This window comes from Streptomyces sp. NPDC028711, assembly GCF_055565415.1.
This window is the reverse complement of sequence record NZ_JBVHUJ010000007.1, coordinates 310188-329007: the sequence shown is the minus strand read 5'-3', so window position 1 is coordinate 329007 and position 18820 is coordinate 310188. Positions and strand designations below refer to the sequence as shown.

Genomic DNA, 18820 nt, shown 5'->3' with positions numbered 1-18820 from the left:
CGCCAAGGAGGGGGACCTCGCCTCCGGCGGCGCCCCGATGACGCACAAGCAGATCATGGAGGCGCTGTCCGGGCTGCTGCTCGGCATGTTCGTCGCCATCCTGTCCTCGACGATCGTCTCCAACGCGCTCCCCCAGATCATCACCGACCTGGGCGGCGGCCAGTCCGCCTACACCTGGGTGGTCACCGCCGCGCTGCTCTCGATGACCGCGACCACCCCGCTCTGGGGCAAGCTCGCGGACCTCTTCTCCAAGAAGCTGCTCGTCCAGATAGCCCTGATCATCTACGTCGCGGGCTCGATCGTCGCCGGGCTCTCGCAGAGCACCGGCATGCTCATCGCCTGCCGTGTCGTCCAGGGCATCGGCGTCGGCGGTCTGACCGCCCTCTCGCAGATCATCCTGGCCGCGATGATCGCCCCGCGTGAGCGCGGCCGGTACAGCGGCTACCTCGGCGCGACCTTCGCCGTCGCCACCGTCGGCGGCCCGCTGCTCGGCGGCGTCATCACCGACACCGACTGGCTCGGCTGGCGCTGGTGCTTCTACGTCGGCGTGCCGTTCGCGTTCATCGCGCTCGTCGTCCTGCAGAAGACCCTCAAGCTCCCCGTCGTGAAGCGTCAGGTCAAGGTCGACTGGGCCGGTGCCTTCTTCATCAGCGCCGCCGTCTCCCTGCTCCTCATCTGGGTCACCTTCGCGGGCGACAAGTACGACTGGATGTCCTGGCAGACGGCCGTGATGGTGCTCGGCGCGGTCGCGCTCGGCGGGATCTTCGTCCTCGTCGAGTCGAGGGCGAGCGAGCCGATCATCCCGCTCCGCCTCTTCCGCAACCGCACGATCACCCTCGCCTCGCTCGCCTCGCTCTTCGTGGGCGTCGCGATGTTCGCCGGCACGGTGTTCTTCAGCCAGTACTTCCAGCTGGCGCGGAACGAGTCGCCGACGATGTCCGGCGTCCTCACCATCCCGATGATCGCGGGCCTGTTCGTCTCCTCCACCGTCTCCGGTCTGGTCATCACCAAGACCGGCAGGTGGAAGGCGTGGCTGGTCAGCGGTGGCGCCCTCGCCGCCGGCGGACTCGGCCTGCTCGGCACGATCCGCTACGACACGGCGTACTGGCACATCGCGCTGTTCATGGCGGTCCTCGGCCTCGGCCTCGGCATGATGATGCAGAACCTGGTGCTCTGCACGCAGAACCAGGTGGCCCCCGCCGACCTCGGCGCCGCCTCCTCCGTCGTCACCTTCTTCCGCTCCCTCGGCGGTGCGATCGGTGTCTCGGCGCTCGGCGCGGTCATGGCCCACCGGGTCACGAACTACGTCAAGGAGGGCCTGGCCGACCTCGGACCGAAGGCCGCCGGTGCCATGGGCCAGGGCGGCTCGGGCGGCTCCATCCCCGACATGGACAAGCTGCCGGCCCCGATCCGTACGGTCATGGAGGACGCCTACGGACATGGCGTCGCCGATGTCTTCCTCTACTCGGCGCCCTTCGCGCTGCTGGCCTTCGTGGTGACCCTGTTCATCAAGGAAGTCGCCCTCAAGAGCAGCTCGGCGAAGGGCTCGGAGGAAGGCTAGAGAGACTCCCGGCCGCGCTTCGAGCGGAGGCGCGGCCGGGTCGGGAACGGAGCGGCGGGCAGGGGACGGCCCGCCGCTCCGTCATTTCTTGGTTTCACGGGAAACCATGGTCTCGATGCCGGCGATCAGCACGTCCAGGGCGTAGGCGAAGTCGCGGTCCCAGATCTCCGTGACGCTGCCGTGCGAGGCCCGCTCGTCGAGGATCTCCGCCATGGGTTCGATGGCCTCCACGAAGCCCGGATTCTCGCGGAAGGCCTTGACGGACTCCACGTAGAAGTCGTCCTGCGACATCCCGGCCTCCGCCGCGCGCCGCCCGAACTGGGACTCGATCGTCCCGTAGCCGTACACGAACTGGAAGACCGCCGACGTCGCGCTGGGCTGACGGTCGATCGGCAGACCGGTGCCCCCGATCGCCTCCTGGATCTTGGTGGCGACGGCGATCGCGTGCGGGCCGATGTTCAGGTACTGCCCGGCGCTCGGCGACATCCACGGGTGCCGGACCAGCATCCGGCGGTATTCCAGGGCGAGCGTCCGGATCATGCCCCGCCAGCCGTCGGCGGCGTCGACCGCCGCGAGGTCGAACTCGCCGTACACGCTGTCCATGGCGAACTCGATGATGTCGTCCTTGGTGTCCACGTACCAGTACAGGGACATGGCGGTGACGTTGAGCTCGGCCGCGAGCTTGCGCATCGACAGATGGGCCAGTCCCCCCTCGTCGAGCATCCGGATCGCGGCGGCGACGATCCGGTCCCGGTCGAGACCGGCCGGACCGCCGCCGCTGCGGGGAGCCTTCACCTCCAGCCAGACGCTGGAACGCGCCGGGTTCTTGGCCCGGTCTGCTGCCTTGACCATCGCGTTCCTCCGTCTGTCAGCGGTCGGCCCCCATGCTATGCAGCCGCCTTGTCCGTCTGGTCAGCCTGCTGCCGCGCCGCCGCGGCCTCCGTCCGCTCCGCCCGCTTGAGCAGTGCCGCCGCCACCAGGCCGCCGGCGAAGACGGCGATGGCCCCCACCAGCTGGCTGGTCTGGAGGCCGGAGGCGAAGGCGTCGGAGATCGCGGCCCGTTCGGCGTCGCTCCCGGCCGCCGCGAGGGCCGCGGGCAGCGAGCTCGCGGTCACGGCGACGAGCGCGGCGAAGCGGGCGTTGAGCACGGCGCCGAGGACGGCGACGCCGAGGCCGTTGCCGAACTCGGCGAGGGTGCCGTTGATGCCGGCGCCCACACCCGCCTTCTCCGGCGGGATCGCGCTCATGATCGCGTTGGCCATCGCCGGGGACGAGACGGCGATGCCGCCGCCCATCAGGACCAGGCCGAGCAGCATGCCGGCGTAACTGCCGTCCGTGCCACCGCCGAGCAGCGAGATCGAGGTCAGGCCACCGGCCACCAGGGTCATGCCGAGGACGACGGTCGGCGGGGTGCCCAGCTTCACGACGATCCTCGGGCCGATGCCGGTCAGGTTGAGACCGACGATCGTCAGGGCGAGCGGCGCCATCCGCAGACCGGCCTCAAGGGGCTCGTAGCCGAGGACGAACTGCAGGTGCTGGGTGAGCAGGAAGAGCGAACCGCCCATGCCGAAGACGACGAGGATCGAGCCGCCGATGGCGCCGATGAACTTCTGGTTCCGGAAGAAGTGCATGTCGAGCATCGGGTACGGGGTCCGCAGCTCCCACAGCGCGAAGGCGCCGAGACCGGCCAGCCCGATCGCGGCCGGGACCAGCACCTGGGCGGAGAGCCAGCCGTGCTCGGGGCCCCTGATGATCGCGTACACGACGGCGGTCATGCCGATGGTGGAGAGCAGCGCGCCCAGCAGGTCGGGGCGCTCGCCCTGCGGGTTCTTCGACTCGGGGACCAGCTTGAGGACGGCGACGAGCGCCACGACGGCGACCGGGATGTTGATCAGGAAGATCATTCCCCACCAGAAGTGGTTCAGGATCACGCCGCCGATCAGCGGGCCGCCCGCGAAGCCGAGCGAGGCGACGGTCGACCAGAGAGCGATGGCCTTGACCCGCTCGGAGTCGTCGAAGATCTGCATGACGACGGCGAGGGTGGTGGTCATGAGGAGCGCGCCGCCGACGCCCATGCCCGCGCGGGCGGCGATCAGCTGGGCGGTGGACTCGGAGAGTCCGGCGGCGAGCGAGCCGAGGCCGAAGAGCGCGAGACCGAGGGCGAGCAGCTTCTTGCGGCCGTAGCGGTCGGCGGCGTTGCCCGCGCTGAGGAGCAGGCCGGACTGGACGAGCGAGTACGCGTTGATCATCCACTGGATGTCGGTGGTGGTCGCGTGGAGTTCCGAGGTCAGCGAGGGGATGGCGACGCTGAGCACGGTGTTGTCGAGCAGCACGGTGAGCTGGGCGAGGCAGATGACGCCGAGGATGAGCCAGCGGTGGGGGTGGCCGCCGGTGGCGGCCGGTTCGGTCGCGGCGGTCGTCGCCGTCATGGGCAGGGCTCCTTGTACGGTGTACGGGACTGGGGCTCGTACACCGTACAAGGGCTCTCGTACGGTGTATAGGGATTATTGCGCGGGCTCCTTCTGCCGGGTCAGGTCGTAGAAGGTGGAGCTGCCGAGAGTGACCTGCTCGAAGGTGGACTGGACCCAGGCCATGATCTGGGCACTGGTGCCGTTTCCGCCCATGCCGCCGCCTTCGCCGGCCCTACCGCCACCGCCCGCGCCGGCGGAGACGAGGTAGTGGATCTTCCCCTCGGCGACGTACTGCTTGAACTGGGCGAGCGTCGGGGAGGGGTCGCTGCCGTTGAAGCCGCCGATCGCCATGACCGGCTTCTCGGTGGCGAGCTGGTATCCGGCCGCGTTCTGGGCGCCCACCGCGGCGGCGACCCAGGTGTAGTCGTCGGCGTCCTTGAGCAGGGCCGCCGTCGCCTCGGCACTGACGTCGGCGCCGTTGAGGAGACCGCCCATGCCGCCGCCCGTGCCTCCCCGCTCACCGTCGGCGCCGGGGCCTGTCGGGGTGCCGGGGCCGGCGGCCGCGCCGGTGCCGGTCCCAGGCATCTGGCCCTGCCCCTGGCCCGGGGGCTGCATCTGACCGCCGCCCGGGGGCCGCATGCCCTGCCCCGGGCCACCGGGGGCCTGGCCGCCGCCCGGGAAGGCGTACGCCATCCGCATGCCGTCGTCCCGGCCTCCGCCGGGGCCGCCGCGCATTCCGCCGAAGCCCGCGCCCGCCGGGCCCGCCATCACGATCGAGCCCTGGTGCCCGGCGTCCACCGTCGCCAGGGTGTACGCGCACGGCCCCGCCAGTCCCGCCGCCAGGCCGAGGCCCGCGGCCGCGAGCCCGAGCCGCCGGTCCGCCCGGCCCGCGAACAGCAGCCCGAGCGCGGCCACCGCGCCCACCGCCAGGACCGTCCAGCGCAGCCACGGCAGCCACTCCGGCGTACGCCCGAGGAGCGTCCAGCCCCACCAGGCCGTCACCGCCACCGTCACGGCGAGGGTCGCCGAGGCAGGCCACCGGGAGCGTTCCTCCCACAGCACGGCCGCACCCATGCCGACGAGCGCCGCGAGATACGGGGCCAGGGCCACCGTGTAGTACTCGTGGAAGATGCCGGCCATGAAGCTGAACACGGCAAGGGTGATCAGCAGCGATCCGCCCCACACCAGGAACGCGGAGCGGGCCGTGTCCGTCCGGGGCGCCCGCCAGGTGACGACGAGCCCCGCGGCGAGCAGGATGAGCGCGGCCGGCAGGAGCCAGGAGATCTGGCCGCCCACCGAGTCGTTGACCATCCGGCCGATCCCGGTCTCGCCCCACCGGCCGCCGCCCCCGCCTCCGCCTCCGCCTCCGCCGATGCTGCCGACCTCGTTGCCGTTGATGCGGCCGAGGCCGTTGTAGCCGAAGGTCAGCTCCAGGAAGCTGTTGCTCTGCGAGCCTCCGACGTACGGGCGGGAGGACGCCGGCCACAGCTCGACCACGGCCACCCACCACCCCGCCGACACGAGGAGCGCGAGCCCGGCGAGGGCCAGCCGGCCGATCCGGCGGCCGATCGTGCCCGGTGCGCACACCCCGTACACGAGGGCGAGCGGCGGCAGGATCAGGAAGGCCTGCAGGGTCTTCGCGAGGAACGCGAACCCGAAGGCCACCCCGGCCCACACGAGCCACTTCGCCGCCCCTCGCTCCTGCTCGAGGGCACGCAGCACGCAGTACACGGCGACCGTCATGAGCAGCGCGAGCAGCGCGTCCGGGTTGTTGAAGCGGAACATGAGCGCGGCGACGGGGGTCAGCGCGAGCGCCGCGCCCGCGATCAGGCCCGCGCCGGCGCCGAACCGGCGCCGTACGGCCGCGTAGAGCACGGCGACGGTGCCGACGCCCATGAGCACCTCGGGCACGAGGATCTGCCAGGAGCCGAGGCCGAAGAGGCGGACGGAGAGGGCCATCGGCCAGAGGGCGGCCGGCGGCTTGTCGACGGTGATGGCGTTGGCCGCGTCGAGCGAGCCGAAGAAGAAGGCCTTCCAGTTCTCGCCGCCCGCCTGGACGGCGGCGGAGTAGAAGGAGTTGGCGTAGCCGGACGCGCTCAGGTTCCAGAGGTAGAGCACGGTGGTCACGGCCAGCAGGCCGAGGAAGGCGGGCCGGACCCAGGGGGCGTCCTCGGCCCGCCCGCGCCACAGCCGGGTGAGCCGGGGCCGGCCGCTTCCCGGGGCGGCCGGGGCCGCGGGGGACAGGGTGGTCATCGTTCGTTCCTTGCTGAGGTCTGCGGGGCGGACCGCTCGGGGAAGACCCAGAGCCGGAAGAGGAGGAAACGCAGGACGGTCGCGGCGAGGTTGGCGACGACCAGGACGGCGAGCTCGGTCGAGTGCGCCGGATCGCCGGTCGCCGCCCCGAGGGCGGCGAGCGAACCGCTGGTCAGGGCCAGGCCGATGGCGAAGACCACGAGCCCCTGCGCCTGGTGGCGGACGACCCGGTCCCGGCCCCGTACCCCGAAGGTGAGGCGGCGGTTGGCCGCCGTGTTGGCGACGGCGGAGACGAGGAGAGCGGCGGCGTTGGCGAACTGCGGGCCGACACCGAGCCGGAAGGCCGAGTACAGGGCGAGATAGCAGAGGGTGGAGAGCACCCCGACCACGCAGAAGCCGACCAGCTGCCGGGCGAGACCGCGTGGCACCCCGCTGAGTTCGCGGTCCCGGGGGTCGTCCCCGAACGGCCTGGCCAGCCGGTCGAGGGGCAGCGAACCCGTCGCGAGGGCCCGCCCGATCCGCCAGACGCCCTTCAGGTCGTCGGTCGCCGTGCTGACGATGTGCACCGTCGAGTCCGGGTCGTCGACCCAGTCGACCGGCACCTCGTGGATGCGCAGCCCGGCCCGCTCGGCGAGGACGAGCAGCTCGGTGTCGAAGAACCAGCCGGTGTCCTCGACCATCGGCAGCAGCCGCTCGGCGACGTCCCGCCGTATCGCCTTGAACCCGCACTGCGCGTCGGAGAACCGGGCGGCGAGCGAGCCGCGCAGGATCAGGTTGTAGGCCCGCGAGATGAACTCCCGCTTCGGCCCCCGCACCACCCGCGAGGAACGGGCGAGCCGGGAGCCGATGGCCAGGTCGGAGTGGCCGGAGATGAGCGGCGCGACCAGCGGGAGCAGGGCGTTCAGATCGGTGGACAGGTCGACGTCCATATAGGCGAGGACGGGCGCGTCCGAGTCCGACCACACCGTCCGCAGCGCCCGGCCGCGCCCCTTCTGTTCGAGCCGTACGAAGCGCACCTCGGGCACCTCGGCCGCGAGGCCCGCGGCGACGGCGGGGGTGGTGTCGGTCGAGGCGTTGTCGGCGACCGTGATGCGGAAGCCGTACGGGAAGGTCCGGAGGAGGTGCTCATGGAGCCGGCGGACGCACGGCTCCAGGTCCTTCTCCTCGTTGTGGACGGGGACCACCACGTCGAGGACGGGCCGTCCCGCGATGTTCACCGGCAGGTGTTCCCGTGCGGGGAGGGCGTCGGACCTTCCGGAGGCCACCGACGGGGTCCCCGCGATCGTTGGGGTTCGCATGACACCGACACTCGCGGGAGCCGCTGTCACGGCTGTGTGATGCGCCTGTGCCCTGCCTGTGAGTGCGTGCCGGAGGCCTTGTCCACGGGGAGCCGGACGGTGAAGACGGTCCGGCCGGGGGCGCTCGTGACGGTCACCTCGCCGCCGTGGGCGAGGACGACCGCGCGCACGATGGCGAGTCCGAGGCCGGTCGATCCGGCGTGCCGGGAGCGGGAGGCGTCGCCGCGTGCGAACCGCTCGAAGACGGAGGGCAGGAGCTCGCGCGGGATGCCGGGCCCGTCGTCCTCGATGTCGACGAGCGCCACGCCCCGCTCCGCCCGGACGCGCGCGGTGACCTTCGTACCGGGCGGGGTGTGGGTACGGGCGTTGGCGAGAAGATTGACGAGCACCTGCTGGAGCCGGGCGGCGTCGGCCCGTACGGCCGCCTGTTCCGCGGGGAGTTCGAGCCGCCAGTGGTGCTCGGGCCCGGCGGCGCGGGCGTCGCTGACCGCGTCCACGACGAGGGGGACGAGGTCGGTGGCCTCGTACGCGAGCGGGCGTCCGGCGTCGAGCCGGGCGAGCAGCAGCAGGTCCTCCACCAGGCCCGTCATCCGGGTGGCTTCGGACTCGATCCGGCCGAGCGCGTGCCGGGTGTCGGGCCCGCACTCCTCCCCGCCGCGACGGGTCAGCTCCGCGTACCCCCGGATCGAGGCCAGCGGGGTGCGCAGCTCATGGCTGGCGTCCGCGACGAACTGCCGGACGCGGGTCTCGCTCTGCTGGCGGGCGTCGAGCGCCGAATGGACGTGGTCGAGCATCCGGTTGATGGCCGCGCCGACCTGACCGACCTCGGTGCGCGGATCGGCCGCTCGCTCCGGGACCCGCTGATGGAGTGCCACCTCTCCGCTGTGCAGCGGCAGCTTGACGACCTGGCCGGCGATGGCGGCAACCCGCCGCAGCGGACGCAGGGCCACCCCGACGAGTACGGTCCCGGCGAGCGAGGCCGCGACGAGACCGGCTCCCGTGACGCTCAGCTCGACGACGACGAGGGTGGAGAGGGCGTCCTCGACCTCGGTGAGCGGAATGCCGGTGAGGAACGTGCCCTTGCTGCCCTCGGCGTACTCGACCCGGTACGAGCCGAGCCCGCCGGGCAGGTCGACGGTGTGCGGCTTCCCGTCGCGCGGAACGGCGGCGAGCGCGGCCCGCTGGGCCGCGTCGAGTTCGGTACGGACAATCGCCCCGTACAGACCGCCGTCCTCGGTCTCCGCCTCGGCCGAGTATCCGGCCGAGGTCAGCCGGCCGTTCACCAGGACCGCGCCGAGGGTGCCGGTCGGTACGGTCTCGACGAACCTGAGCAGGTCCTGGTCCGGGCCCGGGCCCGGGGCGGGGCCGAGGCCCCTGGGGACCGGCGGGCCCGCGGCCCGGTTGGAGACGGTACGGACCTGTTCGTCGGCCCGGTCGTACAGGTACGAGCGGAACGCGATCGTCGTGACCGTGCCGATGACGGCCGCGACGACCGCGATCAGCGCGACGGCCGAGACGACGAGCCGGGTCCGCAGCGACCACGGCCGCCGACGTGCACGTCGGAACACCGGCGCTACTCCCCCGGCTTGATCAGGTACCCGGCTCCGCGCCGCGTGTGGATCATCGGGGAGCGGCCCGCGTCGATCTTCCGGCGCAGATAGGAGATGTAGAGCTCGACGACGTTGGCCTGGCCGCCGAAGTCGTACGACCAGACCCGGTCGAGGATCTGCGCCTTGCTCAGCACCCGGCGCGGATTGCGCATGAGATAGCGCAGCAGCTCGAACTCGGTGGCGGTGAGATGGATCGACTCTCCGCCCCGGGTGACCTCGTGGCTGTCCTCGTCGAGGGTCAGATCCCCGACGACGAGCAGCGACTCGCTGCGCGCCTGCGCCGCCCCGGACCGGCGGATGAGGCCGCGCAGCCTCGCGACGACCTCCTCCAGGCTGAAGGGCTTGGTGACGTAGTCGTCGCCGCCGGCGGTGAGTCCGGCGATCCGGTCCTCGACGGCGTCCTTCGCCGTCAGGAAGAGCACCGGGACGTCCGGCAGTTCGCGGCGGATCGAGCCGAGCAGGCTGAGCCCGTCGGCGTCGGGGAGCATCACGTCGAGGATCACGGCGTCGGGCCGGAACTCCCGTACGGCGCGGAGGGCGGCGGCGCCGTCGCCCGCGCTCCGCACCTGCCAGCCCTCGTACCGCAGGGCCATGGAGAGGAGCTCGGCGAGCGAGGCCTCGTCGTCGACGACGAGGACGCGGACGGCGGTGCCGTCGGCACGGAACATGTCGGCGCGGGTGCCGGGGCGGCGTGTGGTGACGGTCATGGCACCCACGCTCGCCGCCGCCGCTGAGAGCCCTCTTTCCCTTTCCTGTGAATTCCCTGAGAAAGGGAAGACCTCACCGTTTCACGTGAAACAACGCGGCTCCGTTCTCGTAGAGGACCCGCCGCATCCAGTCGTCCCCGAGCCCGAGACGTTCGAGGGCATGGAGCTGGTGCGCGTACGGATACGGGATGTTCGGGAAGTCGGAGCCGAGGAGGATCCGGTCACCCAGGTCGACGAGCCGCTTGAGCTCCCCCTCGGGGAAGGGCGCGAGCCGCTCGCTGAAGTCGGTGAAGGCCATGGTGGTGTCGAGGTGGACGCCCTCGTACCGCTGGGTGAGGTCGAGGAAGTCGCTGTACTCGGGCATCCCCATGTGCGCGACGATCACCTTCAGGCGGCGGTGACGGGCGAGCAGCCTCCCCATGGGCCCGGGGCCGGTGAACCTGCCCGGGGCGGGACCGGAGCCGCAGTGGACGACCACGGGGGTGCCGCTGTCGGCGAGGACTCCCCAGACGCTGTCCAACTGGGCGTCGTTCGGATCGAATCCGCCGACCTGGAGGTGCACCTTGAAGACCCGGGCCCCGGCGTCGAGCGCCTCGCGGACGTACCGGTCGGCACCCGGCTCGGGGAAGAAGGTCGAGGTGTGCAGACAGTCGGGGGTACGGGCGGCGAAGTCGACGGCCCAGGAGTTCAGCCAGGCGGCCATGCCGGGCTTGTGGGGGTAGAGCATCGCGGTGAAGGCGACCGCCCCGAAGCCACGCAGGAGGGCGAGCCTGCGCTCCTCCTCCTCGCGGTAGGTGATGGGCCACTCCAGGCCGGTCAGCGGACCGACGGCGTCGAAGTAGGCCCAGACCTTGTCGAGGACGTTCTGCGGCATGAAGTGCGTGTGCACGTCGACGAGGCCGGGAATCCCGAGGCGCGCGAGCAGCGCGGGGATGTCCGCCGGGGTATCACTCCCGCTCAAAGCTGTAACTCCGCTCGACCTTGCCGATGTGGACGCTGTAGCTCTCGTACCAGTGCTCCCGGCCGTACGCCTTGGCGGCCTGGTGCTCGGTGTCGAGCCGCCAGGCGTCGAGGGACTCCAGGTCGCGGAAGTAGGCGACGGTGATGCCGATGCCGCCGGGGGTACGGGCGGTCTCGTAGCCGAGGAACCCGGGGATCTCCTTGACGATCTCCTGCATGCGGGAGGAGGTCGCGGAGTAGCCCTCGGGCGCTTCGGGGCGGACGGAGGTGAACACGGCGGTGTAGTAGGGCGGTTCGATGCCCGCCACCAGCTGGGGAGTCATGTGATCACCCTCGCCGGGGCCGGGCGGGGCTGTCCACGGCCCGAGGGCAAAGGGATCCAAGACTTTACGAAGCGCGGCGCGGGGCGCGGGGGGTGTGCGGTGCTCTGGGGGTGGCTGCGCGTGCGCTGTGGCCGGCCGCCTCGTTTCGGCTGCTGCCCTGAGTCGACTGCTGCCCACGTTCGGCTGCGCGCCGACCTCAGAAGAGCTCCCCCTGCGTACTCGGGTCGACGGCGGGCGCCGCTTCCGCCACCGGCACGGAGAAGGCGTCCCCCGCCCCGGCGCCCTGGAGCACCCAGCCGCCCATCAGCCGGGTGTCGAGGGCGAGACAACGCCCGCCGGGGTCGAGGAGGTGCAGATCGGGCCCGGCGGCGGCGAGCAGCCGCCCGCTGACGACACCCCCGTCGACCAGCTCGGTGACGGTGCCGTCGAGCGGCGGCAGCCCGTCGAGGCCGAAGACCTCGACGTGGTCGCGCGGGGCGAACTCCAGCGGCTCCAGGGTCTCCGTCCAGCCGCCCACCGCACCCGCGCGCCGGTGCAGCTCCTCGACCTCCCCGGCCCGGACCGGGGCGGGCGGCAGGGTGTGCCGGGCGGCCCGCTTCCGCTCGTACGCCACCCGGTCGGGAACGCCAAGCGCCTGCCGCAGCACCTCCTCGGTCCGCCGGGCGGCCATCAGCGGACCCCGGCCGAGCCAGCTGAACGTGACGGCGCCCTGTTCGAGGAGCCGGGCCTCTCCCCGGGCCTCGGCGGTGATGCCCACCTTCGTCATCGCGGGCCCGAACCAGGCGAGGTACACGCGGTACGGCTGCGGATCGTCCAGGAAGGTGTCGGCGGCGACCGAGTGGGCCCGGTCGAGCCGCGCGCACTCCGCGCACCGTCCGCCGGTGGCCCGGCCGGGCACGACCGCCTCCAGGGGACAGGGGTTGCCGCGGGCCCCGGGACACCGCCGCGCCCCCACGGCCCGGAAGGCGAGCTCCTGCCCGTACGCGAGGGTGCTGACCCTGCCGCCCCGCCACCGCAGGCCGGGCGCCCCTCCGTTCCAGGTGATCCCCCGACACCGCCACTCCACGCCGTTCCTCCTCCGCACCCACCCCTCGGGCGCATCTGGTGCAAGCTCCCTCTGTGCGAGCTCCCCTGCCACCCAGTCTCCGCCACATCCGCTTCCAGTCCCCGGAGAGGAGCCCCCGGGGCCATCACCCGGGCGTCTTCGGGCTGGCCAACGCGCTGGCGCGGGAGGGCCGGCTCTCCCCCGCCGAGTACGCGGTCTGGCGCTCCTCGAACGACTGGTACGACGCCCACTTCCCGAACCCGTCGACGGTCGACCCGACGGTCTACGACCCGCGGCTGAACCCGGGGGCGGCGGCCTGGTTCCGCCCGACGGCGACCGAGGCGCTGGCCCGGGTCGCCCCGTACCTGCGCATCCTGCGTGACCACGGCGTGCCCTGCGTACGCCTGGAGTCGGCCCGGCCGGGCAGGATCGTCTACGCGGACCCGTACCAGGTGGTGGCGGTGGCGCCCCCGGCGGCGCCACCGCCCCCGCCGCCTCACGGCAGGACGTAGATCCGCGTCCCGTCCGCGTCCGGCCCGCCGACCTCCCGTATGCGGCCGCGTTCGATGAGGAGGCGTACGCAGTCCCGGACGCGCTCGCGGGACAGCCCGGTGCACCGGGTGACGTCCTGCGTCCGGTAGCGGACCCCGCCCCGGATCAGGGCGGGGGCGAGGCAGCTGGCGACCGTCCGCACGTCCCCGGTGACGGCCCAGGACTCGACGAGCTCCTGCGGGGTGAGCGCGACGGCTGCGCCGGTGCGCTGGCGGGGCACGGAGAGCCGCTCAAGGGAGTCGGCGACCCTTGAGAGGCTCCTCCGGGTCTCGCGGAGCAGCTCCGCGTACTGGGTGTGCTCGGCGTACGCGGGCGAGCGCTCGTCGAACCGGCCCTCGAGTCGCACGAGGACGTCGACGAGCTCGGGCGGCAGCACGAAACCGGAGTGCACGGGCGAGGGTTCGAGACCGTAGCCCCCGTACCGCTGGATCGCCGCCACGACCTCCGCCACCCACGCCTGGAAGGGCCCGGCCTCGGGTCTGCGGCACGCGCCGACGAGCTGGACGAGCCCCTGGAGGCTCACCATCCGCGTCGACGCCCTGATCCCGCTCCGGCCGGGGAACTCCTCGTCTCCGGCGAGCTCGCGCGCGGACGCCAGGCACGTGCCTGGCAGCGCCACCGTTCGCAGCGCCTCCCGTGTCCCCGCGTACCCCAGCCGCTTCGCCACGTCCACCACGGGGAACCAGTGGGTCCCGTCGGGGGCGGTCAGCCTCCGCAGGGGCGCTCCGGTGGCGGCGTGCACCATGTCATCGATGTCGATCGCATCCATCGATCATCACCTCCGCCACGCAAGTTAGGCCGAGGGCATATTCAACTGACATGCAAATCAGACAGGTTCACCCAAAAGGGGAGGGTTTCCCGGGAATGACCCCCGAGAAACCCTCCCCACGACGACGCTCCGCGCGTGCGTGCGTACGCCTACTTCGCGACGAACTGCGTGAGGATCGCCTGCACCTCGTAGATGTCGACGCCCTTGGTGAAGGTCTTCTGCACGGGCAGCTGGCTGCCCGAGATCCAGATCTTCAGCTCGGCGTCCAGATCGAAGGTGCCGGCGGTCTCGACGGCGAAGTGCGTGATGCTCCGGTACGGGATCGAGTGGTACTCGACCTTCTTGCCGGTGATGCCCTGCTTGTCGACCAGCACGAGCCGCCGGTCCGTGAAGAAGATGGTGTCGCGGATCAGCAGGTACGCGGCGTGCACCTGCTCCCCCTGCCCGAGCAGCCGCGCGTAGTCCTGCTGCGCCTGCGCCGGATCGATCGCGTGCGCGTTCCCGAAGAGTGCCATGCCCCAACCCCCACGTTCGAAGTGAAAGAACGATCATCCGACCCGGATGCTCACCAAGGCAAGGCGCCCGACCGGCGCTCGACCAGACCGGCACCCACCTGGGACGAAGCCGGCACCGACACGCGACAACCCGGCCCCGCACGACCACCGCACCGGCACCCGCACGACCGGACACCGTCGGATCAACTCCCGCCGTGCGCCCACCGGTCGAGCGGCAGGGGCGGGAGTTAGGATCCTGGGCATGGCCCTGACCGTGAACGACATGGACCGGTTCACCGCCGCCGCGCCCCGCCTGCAGGCCATCGCCTACCGCCTCCTCGGCTCCGCGAGCGAGGCCGAGGACGCCGTGCAGGACACCTTCCTGCGCTGGCAGGCCGCCGACGTGGACCGCATCGAGGTCCCCGAGGCCTGGCTGACGAAGGTGCTCACCAACCTCTGCCTCAACCAGCTCACCTCCGCCCGCGCGCGGCGCGAGAGCTACGTGGGCCAGTGGCTCCCCGAGCCGCTGCTCTCCGGAGACCCGATGCTCGGCCCGGCCGAGACCGCCGAACAGCGCGAATCGGTCTCGTACGCGGTCCTCACCCTGCTCGAACGCCTCTCCCCCAACGAGCGGGCGGTCTACGTGCTGCGGGAGGCGTTCGGCTACTCGCACCGGGAGATCGCCGAGATCCTCGACCTCACCGAGGCCGCGAGCCAGCAGATCTTCCACCGCGCCAAGAAGCACGTCGCGGACGGCAGGTCCCGCACCGAGATCGACGAGGCCGCGGCCCGGCGGATCGTCGAGGAGTTCCTCGCGGCGGCCACCAGCGGGCAGACCGATCTGCTCGTACGGATGCTCACCGACGACGCCGTGGCGATCGGCGACGGCGGCGGCAAGGTCCCGGCCCGCGCCAAGGCGTTCGAGGGCGCCCTCGCGGTCGCGAAGTTCATGCGGGGCATGTTCAAGCCCAGCCCGGCCAAGCGCGCCCTCGTCGGCGGGCCCGCCGAGATCCACATGACGACGGCCAACGGCGCACCCGCCGTGGTCGCGGTCGTCGACGGCCTGGTGATCGGCATCATGTGCCCGGAGATCGACGCCGAGGGCATCGTCGCCTTCCGCAGCCAGGTCAACCCCGACAAGCTCGAGCGCGCGACCCGCCAGTGGGCCGCCGCCGACCACGGGGAGCCGCTGTTCCACGCCTTCTGATCGCGGTGTGACCTGCTTCACACCGGGTTCCTGTCAGGAATCGTCGGGCTGCCCGGTTCAGGTGGCGAACCCGCGGAAGAGCGGAAGACAGGAGCACGGACATGCAGCACCGCATCATCGTTCTCGGAGCCGGATACGCCGGAGTCGTCGCTGCCGGGCGCCTCGCCAAGCGGCTGCACCGCGAGGACGTCGCCATCACCCTGGTCAACGCCGAGCCGGACTTCGTCGAGCGCGTCCGGATGCACCAGCTGGCCGCCGGCCAGGACCTCCCGCCCCGGCCCCTCAGCGAGATGTTCACCGACCCCGGTGTCGAGCTGAAGATCGCGAGGGTGACCGGCGTCGACGTGGACCGCAGGACCGTCACCGTCACCGCCTCCGGCACGAACGAAGCCGAGGAACTCGCCTACGACACCCTCGTGTACGCCCTCGGCAGCGGCTGGAACAGCCAGGGCGTCCCCGGCACCGCCGAGCACGCCCATGACGTCGCCGGCCGCCCCGGAGCGCTCCGGCTGCGCGAGCGCCTGGCCCGGCTGGGCGCCGGAGGGACCGTGGTCGTGGTCGGCGGAGGCCTCACCGGCCTGGAGGCCGTGACCGAGATCGCCGAGGCCCGCCCGGACCTCGACGTCGCCCTCGCCGTCCGCGGTGGCCTCGGCGACTGGCTCTCGCCCAAGGGCCGCCGGCACCTGCGGAAGGTCGTCGACGGGCTCGGGATCACCGTCCACGAGGAGGCCGCCGTCACCGGCGTGGCGGCCGACCACGTCACGATCGCCGACGGCAGGTCCCTCCCGGCCGAGGTCACCGTGTGGACCACCGGCTTCGCGGCCCACCCGATCGCGCGGGCCACCACCCTCGAGGTCACCGACACGGGCCAGATCGTGGTCGACGAGACCATGCGCTCGCTCTCGCACCCCGACGTGTACGCCGTCGGCGACGCCGGCATGGCCATGGGCCCCGGCGACAAGCCGCTGCGGATGTCGTGCGCCACGGGCGGCCCGATGGCCTGGCAGGCGGCCGACGCCATCGCGGCCCGCCTCACGGGCGGGAAGCTCCCGAACATTCCGCTCCGCTACTTCAACCAGTGCATCTCGCTCGGCCGCAAGGACGGACTGATCCAGTACGTCACGGCCGACGACCGCGCCGTCCGGGGGGCCCTGACGGGCCGACTGGCCGCCACCTACAAGGAACTGGTCTGCAAGGGCGCGGCCTGGAGCGTCACCAAGCCGACACTCGGCCTCCCGTCCCGCCGCCGCCGGGTCCTGCCCCAGCGGCCCCGCACGGAAGCCCCCACCCGGGTCCCGGCCTGACGGGAGGGGCCCCGGACTCCGGCCCGGGGCCTCTCTCTCCGGACGCGTTCGGCAGGTCCGTAGGATCGTGCGGCGCGAGGCGTTCCGGGGTATCCGGGGACGTCGTGCCGACAGGGGGAGTGACATGACGACACCGGTGGCCGAATCCCGACAGGACCACCGGCCCGGGCCCGGTTCGGGACGGGAGCGGGGCCGCGGCGCCAGGCTGCGGGGGCTGCTGTTCTCGGTGACCGCGCTCGTCGCCGCGGCGACGGGAGTGGCGGGCACCCTGCTGTACCAGAGGACCGCCGCTCCGGACACGTCCGCGGTCGACGCCCAGGCAGCCGAGATCGCCGAGGACCTGCGCGGAGACCTGAACGCGGGCTTCTACTCCGGGGGCCGGCCGTACGGGGGACAGTTCACCGAGGGCACGATCGTCGCCCAGGTCGAGGCCCACGGCGGAGTGCTCCTGAGCGCCGACACCGAGCGGAACCGGACCGCCGGCGTCGTCCACACGGCGGAGGTGATGCTGGGTCTCGTCCCCCCGGCCCACGGGACCGTCGCAGCGGACGCCTATCCGGTCCGCTGCTACCGCTACACCTTCGCCATCGGTACGCACAGCGTGAAGCAGTCCGGCATGCCGTGCCCGGCCGCACGGACCGACGGCAGACCCGGCAGCCTCGTGGCCCAGCTGGGCGTGCTGCTCGCGCAACAGCCCGCCGACCTCTACCGACCAATGACGACCGCGGGCTACGCGCACACCGCGCAGGGCGCCGAGGGCTTCCTGAAGGAGAAGCACCTGATCGCCGCGGGCGACAGCGTGACCGCGGTCTCCGGCACGCCGGCGGGTGACGGCGTCTACGCCCTGGCCCTACGCATCAACGACGCCTGCCACTACCTCCGCATGGACCCCTCGCCCACCGCGCGAGACCTGATCCCACTGTGGCCGACCCCGGCCGACGAACAGGAATCCTGCGAATCCCACGAGGCCAGGTCAGCCGCCACCCTCTACGGCGTCAACCCAGCAGAACAGGGCTGACCCCACCCGGACTCTCGTCCGGGGCAGCACCGCGCCCACGGCCCCGGTACGAGGACTGTCCGACGCGACGGCCGGGACAACGCAAAAGGCCCGGACTCTCGTCCGGGCCTCTTGTCCATGTGCACTCGGCAGGATTCGAACCTGCAACCTTCTGATCCGTAGTCAGATGCTCTATCCGTTAAGCTACGAGTGCTTGTTCTTTTGTTTCTTGCCTTCGCTCCCCGGCCTTTCGGCCCGCTCGCGGCGACAGGAAGAACATTACATGACTGCCGCCGCCATGTGAAATCCATTGGCCTCACCCCTTGTGACCTGCGAAAACGACCCGGTGGGTGGGCCAGTGGCAGGGGACGGCGACCGGGCCCCGGGGGCGGAAACACGGGGAAAGAGACCGGGGTCACACGGGTGGGGGGGTGGGGTGAGCGGTGGTCGGGAAATGGCCGAAGCCCCGGCCTGGGGGCCGGGGCTTCGGTAGGGGCGGAGGCGGAGGGATTTGAACCCTCGATGGGCTTTAAGACCCAAACCGCATTAGCAGTGCGGCGCCATAGACCGGACTAGGCGACGCCTCCATGCACCCCGCGCGTATGCGGTGTGCGTGCAGATGATGACACAGGCGAACCGGCTGTCACCAATCGATTCTCACCGTACTAGCCCTTCGGGGTCGAGGGCAAAGCCCCGGGGCGGCCGCGCCGCGTCCGGGACGCCGCCCACCCGGCGCACCCCGGTTGCGCAACGCCGTGGCGCCCGGAGCGTTAGACGGGGCGGGGCACGACGTGCTCCCCCGTCCGTCGTCCACCGCCGCTCCTGGAGATCCGCATGCTGCGCAGTCTCGTCCTCGCGACCCTCGCCACCACCGCCGTCGGCGCCGCCGGGCTCGGCCCGCTGCCCTCGCTGCCGCTGTTCTCGGCGCCGGACACCCTGACGGTGACGGTCTCCGAGACCGGCCGTTCGAACGTCGACGGCACCTTCGAGCTGACGTGTGACGGCGGGGCCGGCGGGAACCACCCCGACCGTGAGCGCGCCTGCGAGCGGCTCGACCGGCTCGCGGAGACGGGCGCGAACCCGTTCACGGCCGCGCCCGAGAACCGGTTCTGCACCCAGATGTACGGCGGGCCCGCCGTCGCGCACATCACCGGCACCTGGCAGGGCCGTACGGTCGACGCCCGCTTCTCCCGCGCCGACGGCTGCGAGATCGACCGCTGGGAGAACCTGGAGCCCGTCCTTCCCCTTGTCGGAGGATGAGGAGGGCACATGGAGGGGACATGGAGGAGATGAGGCAGGGGCCACCCCCGGGGGCTCCCTTAGACTCCC

At 72.0% G+C, this 18820-nt stretch carries 17 protein-coding genes and 2 tRNA genes; 6 read left to right on the top strand and 13 right to left on the bottom strand.

The annotated features are described in order from the left end of the window. Positions 1-37: 37 nt before the first annotated feature. Positions 38-1561, top strand: coding sequence for an MDR family MFS transporter (locus ACZ4VK_RS23355; RefSeq protein WP_468355344.1), 1524 nt, complete (start codon positions 38-40; stop codon positions 1559-1561). A gap of 81 nt (positions 1562-1642) precedes the next feature. On the opposite strand, the gene ACZ4VK_RS23350 is transcribed toward ACZ4VK_RS23355, so the two are convergent. The 9 genes from ACZ4VK_RS23350 to ACZ4VK_RS23310 all read right to left on the bottom strand — a co-directional run bounded on the left by ACZ4VK_RS23350 (position 1643) and on the right by ACZ4VK_RS23310 (position 12189). After that, positions 1643-2413, bottom strand: coding sequence for a TetR/AcrR family transcriptional regulator (locus tag ACZ4VK_RS23350; RefSeq protein ID WP_468355070.1), 771 nt, complete (start codon positions 2411-2413; stop codon positions 1643-1645). A gap of 35 nt (positions 2414-2448) precedes the next feature. Further along, positions 2449-3990 (bottom strand): MFS transporter, encoded by a 1542-nt coding sequence (locus ACZ4VK_RS23345; protein WP_468355067.1) that lies wholly within the window; start codon positions 3988-3990, stop codon positions 2449-2451. Positions 3991-4065: 75 nt separating this feature from the next. Beyond that, a complete protein-coding gene (locus tag ACZ4VK_RS23340; protein ID WP_468355064.1) occupies positions 4066-6225 on the bottom strand; it encodes an ArnT family glycosyltransferase in 2160 nt (719 codons plus the stop codon). Next, a complete protein-coding gene (locus ACZ4VK_RS23335; RefSeq protein ID WP_468355061.1) occupies positions 6222-7523 on the bottom strand; it encodes a bifunctional glycosyltransferase family 2/GtrA family protein in 1302 nt (433 codons plus the stop codon). The genes ACZ4VK_RS23340 and ACZ4VK_RS23335 overlap by 4 nt, the downstream gene beginning before the upstream one ends. A 26-nt stretch (positions 7524-7549) precedes the next feature. Continuing rightward, positions 7550-9091, bottom strand: coding sequence for a sensor histidine kinase (locus tag ACZ4VK_RS23330; RefSeq protein ID WP_468355058.1), 1542 nt, complete (start codon positions 9089-9091; stop codon positions 7550-7552). 5 nt (positions 9092-9096) lie between these two features. Further along, positions 9097-9840, bottom strand: a complete 744-nt coding sequence (locus ACZ4VK_RS23325; RefSeq protein WP_468355055.1) for a response regulator transcription factor — start codon at positions 9838-9840, stop codon at positions 9097-9099. A gap of 73 nt (positions 9841-9913) precedes the next feature. Next, a complete protein-coding gene (locus ACZ4VK_RS23320) occupies positions 9914-10801 on the bottom strand; it encodes an amidohydrolase family protein (protein ID WP_468355052.1) in 888 nt (295 codons plus the stop codon). Beyond that, complete coding sequence (locus tag ACZ4VK_RS23315) at positions 10788-11123, bottom strand: antibiotic biosynthesis monooxygenase family protein (protein WP_468355049.1); 336 nt, start codon at positions 11121-11123, stop codon at positions 10788-10790. Before ACZ4VK_RS23315 ends, ACZ4VK_RS23320 begins: the two co-directional genes overlap by 14 nt. Positions 11124-11319: 196 nt before the next feature. Next, positions 11320-12189, bottom strand: coding sequence for a DUF2797 domain-containing protein (locus tag ACZ4VK_RS23310; RefSeq protein ID WP_468355046.1), 870 nt, complete (start codon positions 12187-12189; stop codon positions 11320-11322). 53 nt (positions 12190-12242) lie between these two features. Between ACZ4VK_RS23310 and ACZ4VK_RS23305 the strand changes: the two genes are divergently transcribed. Further along, positions 12243-12680 (top strand): hypothetical protein, encoded by a 438-nt coding sequence (locus tag ACZ4VK_RS23305; RefSeq protein ID WP_468355043.1) that lies wholly within the window; start codon positions 12243-12245, stop codon positions 12678-12680. On the opposite strand, the gene ACZ4VK_RS23300 is transcribed toward ACZ4VK_RS23305, so the two are convergent. Next, positions 12665-13489: a BRO family protein gene (locus ACZ4VK_RS23300; RefSeq protein ID WP_468355040.1), complete on the bottom strand. Its 825-nt coding sequence runs from the start codon at positions 13487-13489 to the stop codon at positions 12665-12667. The two genes, ACZ4VK_RS23305 and ACZ4VK_RS23300, sit on opposite strands and share 16 nt — an antisense overlap. Positions 13490-13638: 149 nt before the next feature. After that, positions 13639-14004, bottom strand: coding sequence for a PH domain-containing protein (locus tag ACZ4VK_RS23295; protein WP_030549674.1), 366 nt, complete (start codon positions 14002-14004; stop codon positions 13639-13641). 241 nt (positions 14005-14245) lie between these two features. Between ACZ4VK_RS23295 and sigJ the strand changes: the two genes are divergently transcribed. The 3 genes from sigJ (at position 14246) to ACZ4VK_RS23280 (ending at position 17512) form a co-directional block, all read left to right on the top strand. Continuing rightward, on the top strand, positions 14246-15190 hold the full coding sequence (gene sigJ, locus ACZ4VK_RS23290; RefSeq protein WP_468355036.1) for an RNA polymerase sigma factor SigJ: 945 nt from the start codon (positions 14246-14248) through the stop codon (positions 15188-15190). A 101-nt stretch (positions 15191-15291) separates the two neighbouring features. Further along, positions 15292-16494, top strand: a complete 1203-nt coding sequence (locus tag ACZ4VK_RS23285; RefSeq protein ID WP_468355033.1) for an NAD(P)/FAD-dependent oxidoreductase — start codon at positions 15292-15294, stop codon at positions 16492-16494. A 124-nt stretch (positions 16495-16618) separates the two neighbouring features. Beyond that, on the top strand, positions 16619-17512 hold the full coding sequence (locus ACZ4VK_RS23280; protein ID WP_468355030.1) for a hypothetical protein: 894 nt from the start codon (positions 16619-16621) through the stop codon (positions 17510-17512). Between the two features lie 120 nt (positions 17513-17632). Here the strand turns inward: ACZ4VK_RS23280 and ACZ4VK_RS23275 are convergent. Next, positions 17633-17705 (bottom strand) — tRNA-Arg (locus tag ACZ4VK_RS23275). Between the two features lie 282 nt (positions 17706-17987). Further along, positions 17988-18078, bottom strand: a tRNA-Ser gene (locus ACZ4VK_RS23270). Positions 18079-18325: 247 nt separating this feature from the next. Between ACZ4VK_RS23270 and ACZ4VK_RS23265 the strand changes: the two genes are divergently transcribed. After that, positions 18326-18751, top strand: coding sequence for an SSI family serine proteinase inhibitor (locus tag ACZ4VK_RS23265; RefSeq protein ID WP_468355027.1), 426 nt, complete (start codon positions 18326-18328; stop codon positions 18749-18751). Positions 18752-18820: the final 69 nt, after the last annotated feature.

Bases quoted from the DNA above. Each gene is read 5' to 3' on its own strand.
- ACZ4VK_RS23350 (WP_468355070.1), bottom strand. From the start codon at position 2,413: ATGGTCAAGGCAGCAGACCGGGCCAAGAACCCGGCGCGTTCCAGCGTC.
- ACZ4VK_RS23355 (WP_468355344.1), top strand. From the start codon at position 38: ATGACGCACAAGCAGATCATGGAGGCGCTGTCCGGGCTGCTGCTCGGC.
- ACZ4VK_RS23315 (WP_468355049.1), bottom strand. From the start codon at position 11,123: ATGACTCCCCAGCTGGTGGCGGGCATCGAACCGCCCTACTACACCGCC.
- ACZ4VK_RS23295 (WP_030549674.1), bottom strand. From the start codon at position 14,004: ATGGCACTCTTCGGGAACGCGCACGCGATCGATCCGGCGCAGGCGCAG.
- ACZ4VK_RS23265 (WP_468355027.1), top strand. From the start codon at position 18,326: ATGCTGCGCAGTCTCGTCCTCGCGACCCTCGCCACCACCGCCGTCGGC.
- ACZ4VK_RS23300 (WP_468355040.1), bottom strand. From the start codon at position 13,489: ATGGATGCGATCGACATCGATGACATGGTGCACGCCGCCACCGGAGCG.
- ACZ4VK_RS23335 (WP_468355061.1), bottom strand. From the start codon at position 7,523: ATGCGAACCCCAACGATCGCGGGGACCCCGTCGGTGGCCTCCGGAAGG.
- ACZ4VK_RS23340 (WP_468355064.1), bottom strand. From the start codon at position 6,225: ATGACCACCCTGTCCCCCGCGGCCCCGGCCGCCCCGGGAAGCGGCCGG.
- ACZ4VK_RS23280 (WP_468355030.1), top strand. From the start codon at position 16,619: ATGACGACACCGGTGGCCGAATCCCGACAGGACCACCGGCCCGGGCCC.
- ACZ4VK_RS23325 (WP_468355055.1), bottom strand. From the start codon at position 9,840: ATGACCGTCACCACACGCCGCCCCGGCACCCGCGCCGACATGTTCCGT.
- ACZ4VK_RS23285 (WP_468355033.1), top strand. From the start codon at position 15,292: ATGCAGCACCGCATCATCGTTCTCGGAGCCGGATACGCCGGAGTCGTC.
- ACZ4VK_RS23345 (WP_468355067.1), bottom strand. From the start codon at position 3,990: ATGACGGCGACGACCGCCGCGACCGAACCGGCCGCCACCGGCGGCCAC.
- sigJ (WP_468355036.1), top strand. From the start codon at position 14,246: ATGGCCCTGACCGTGAACGACATGGACCGGTTCACCGCCGCCGCGCCC.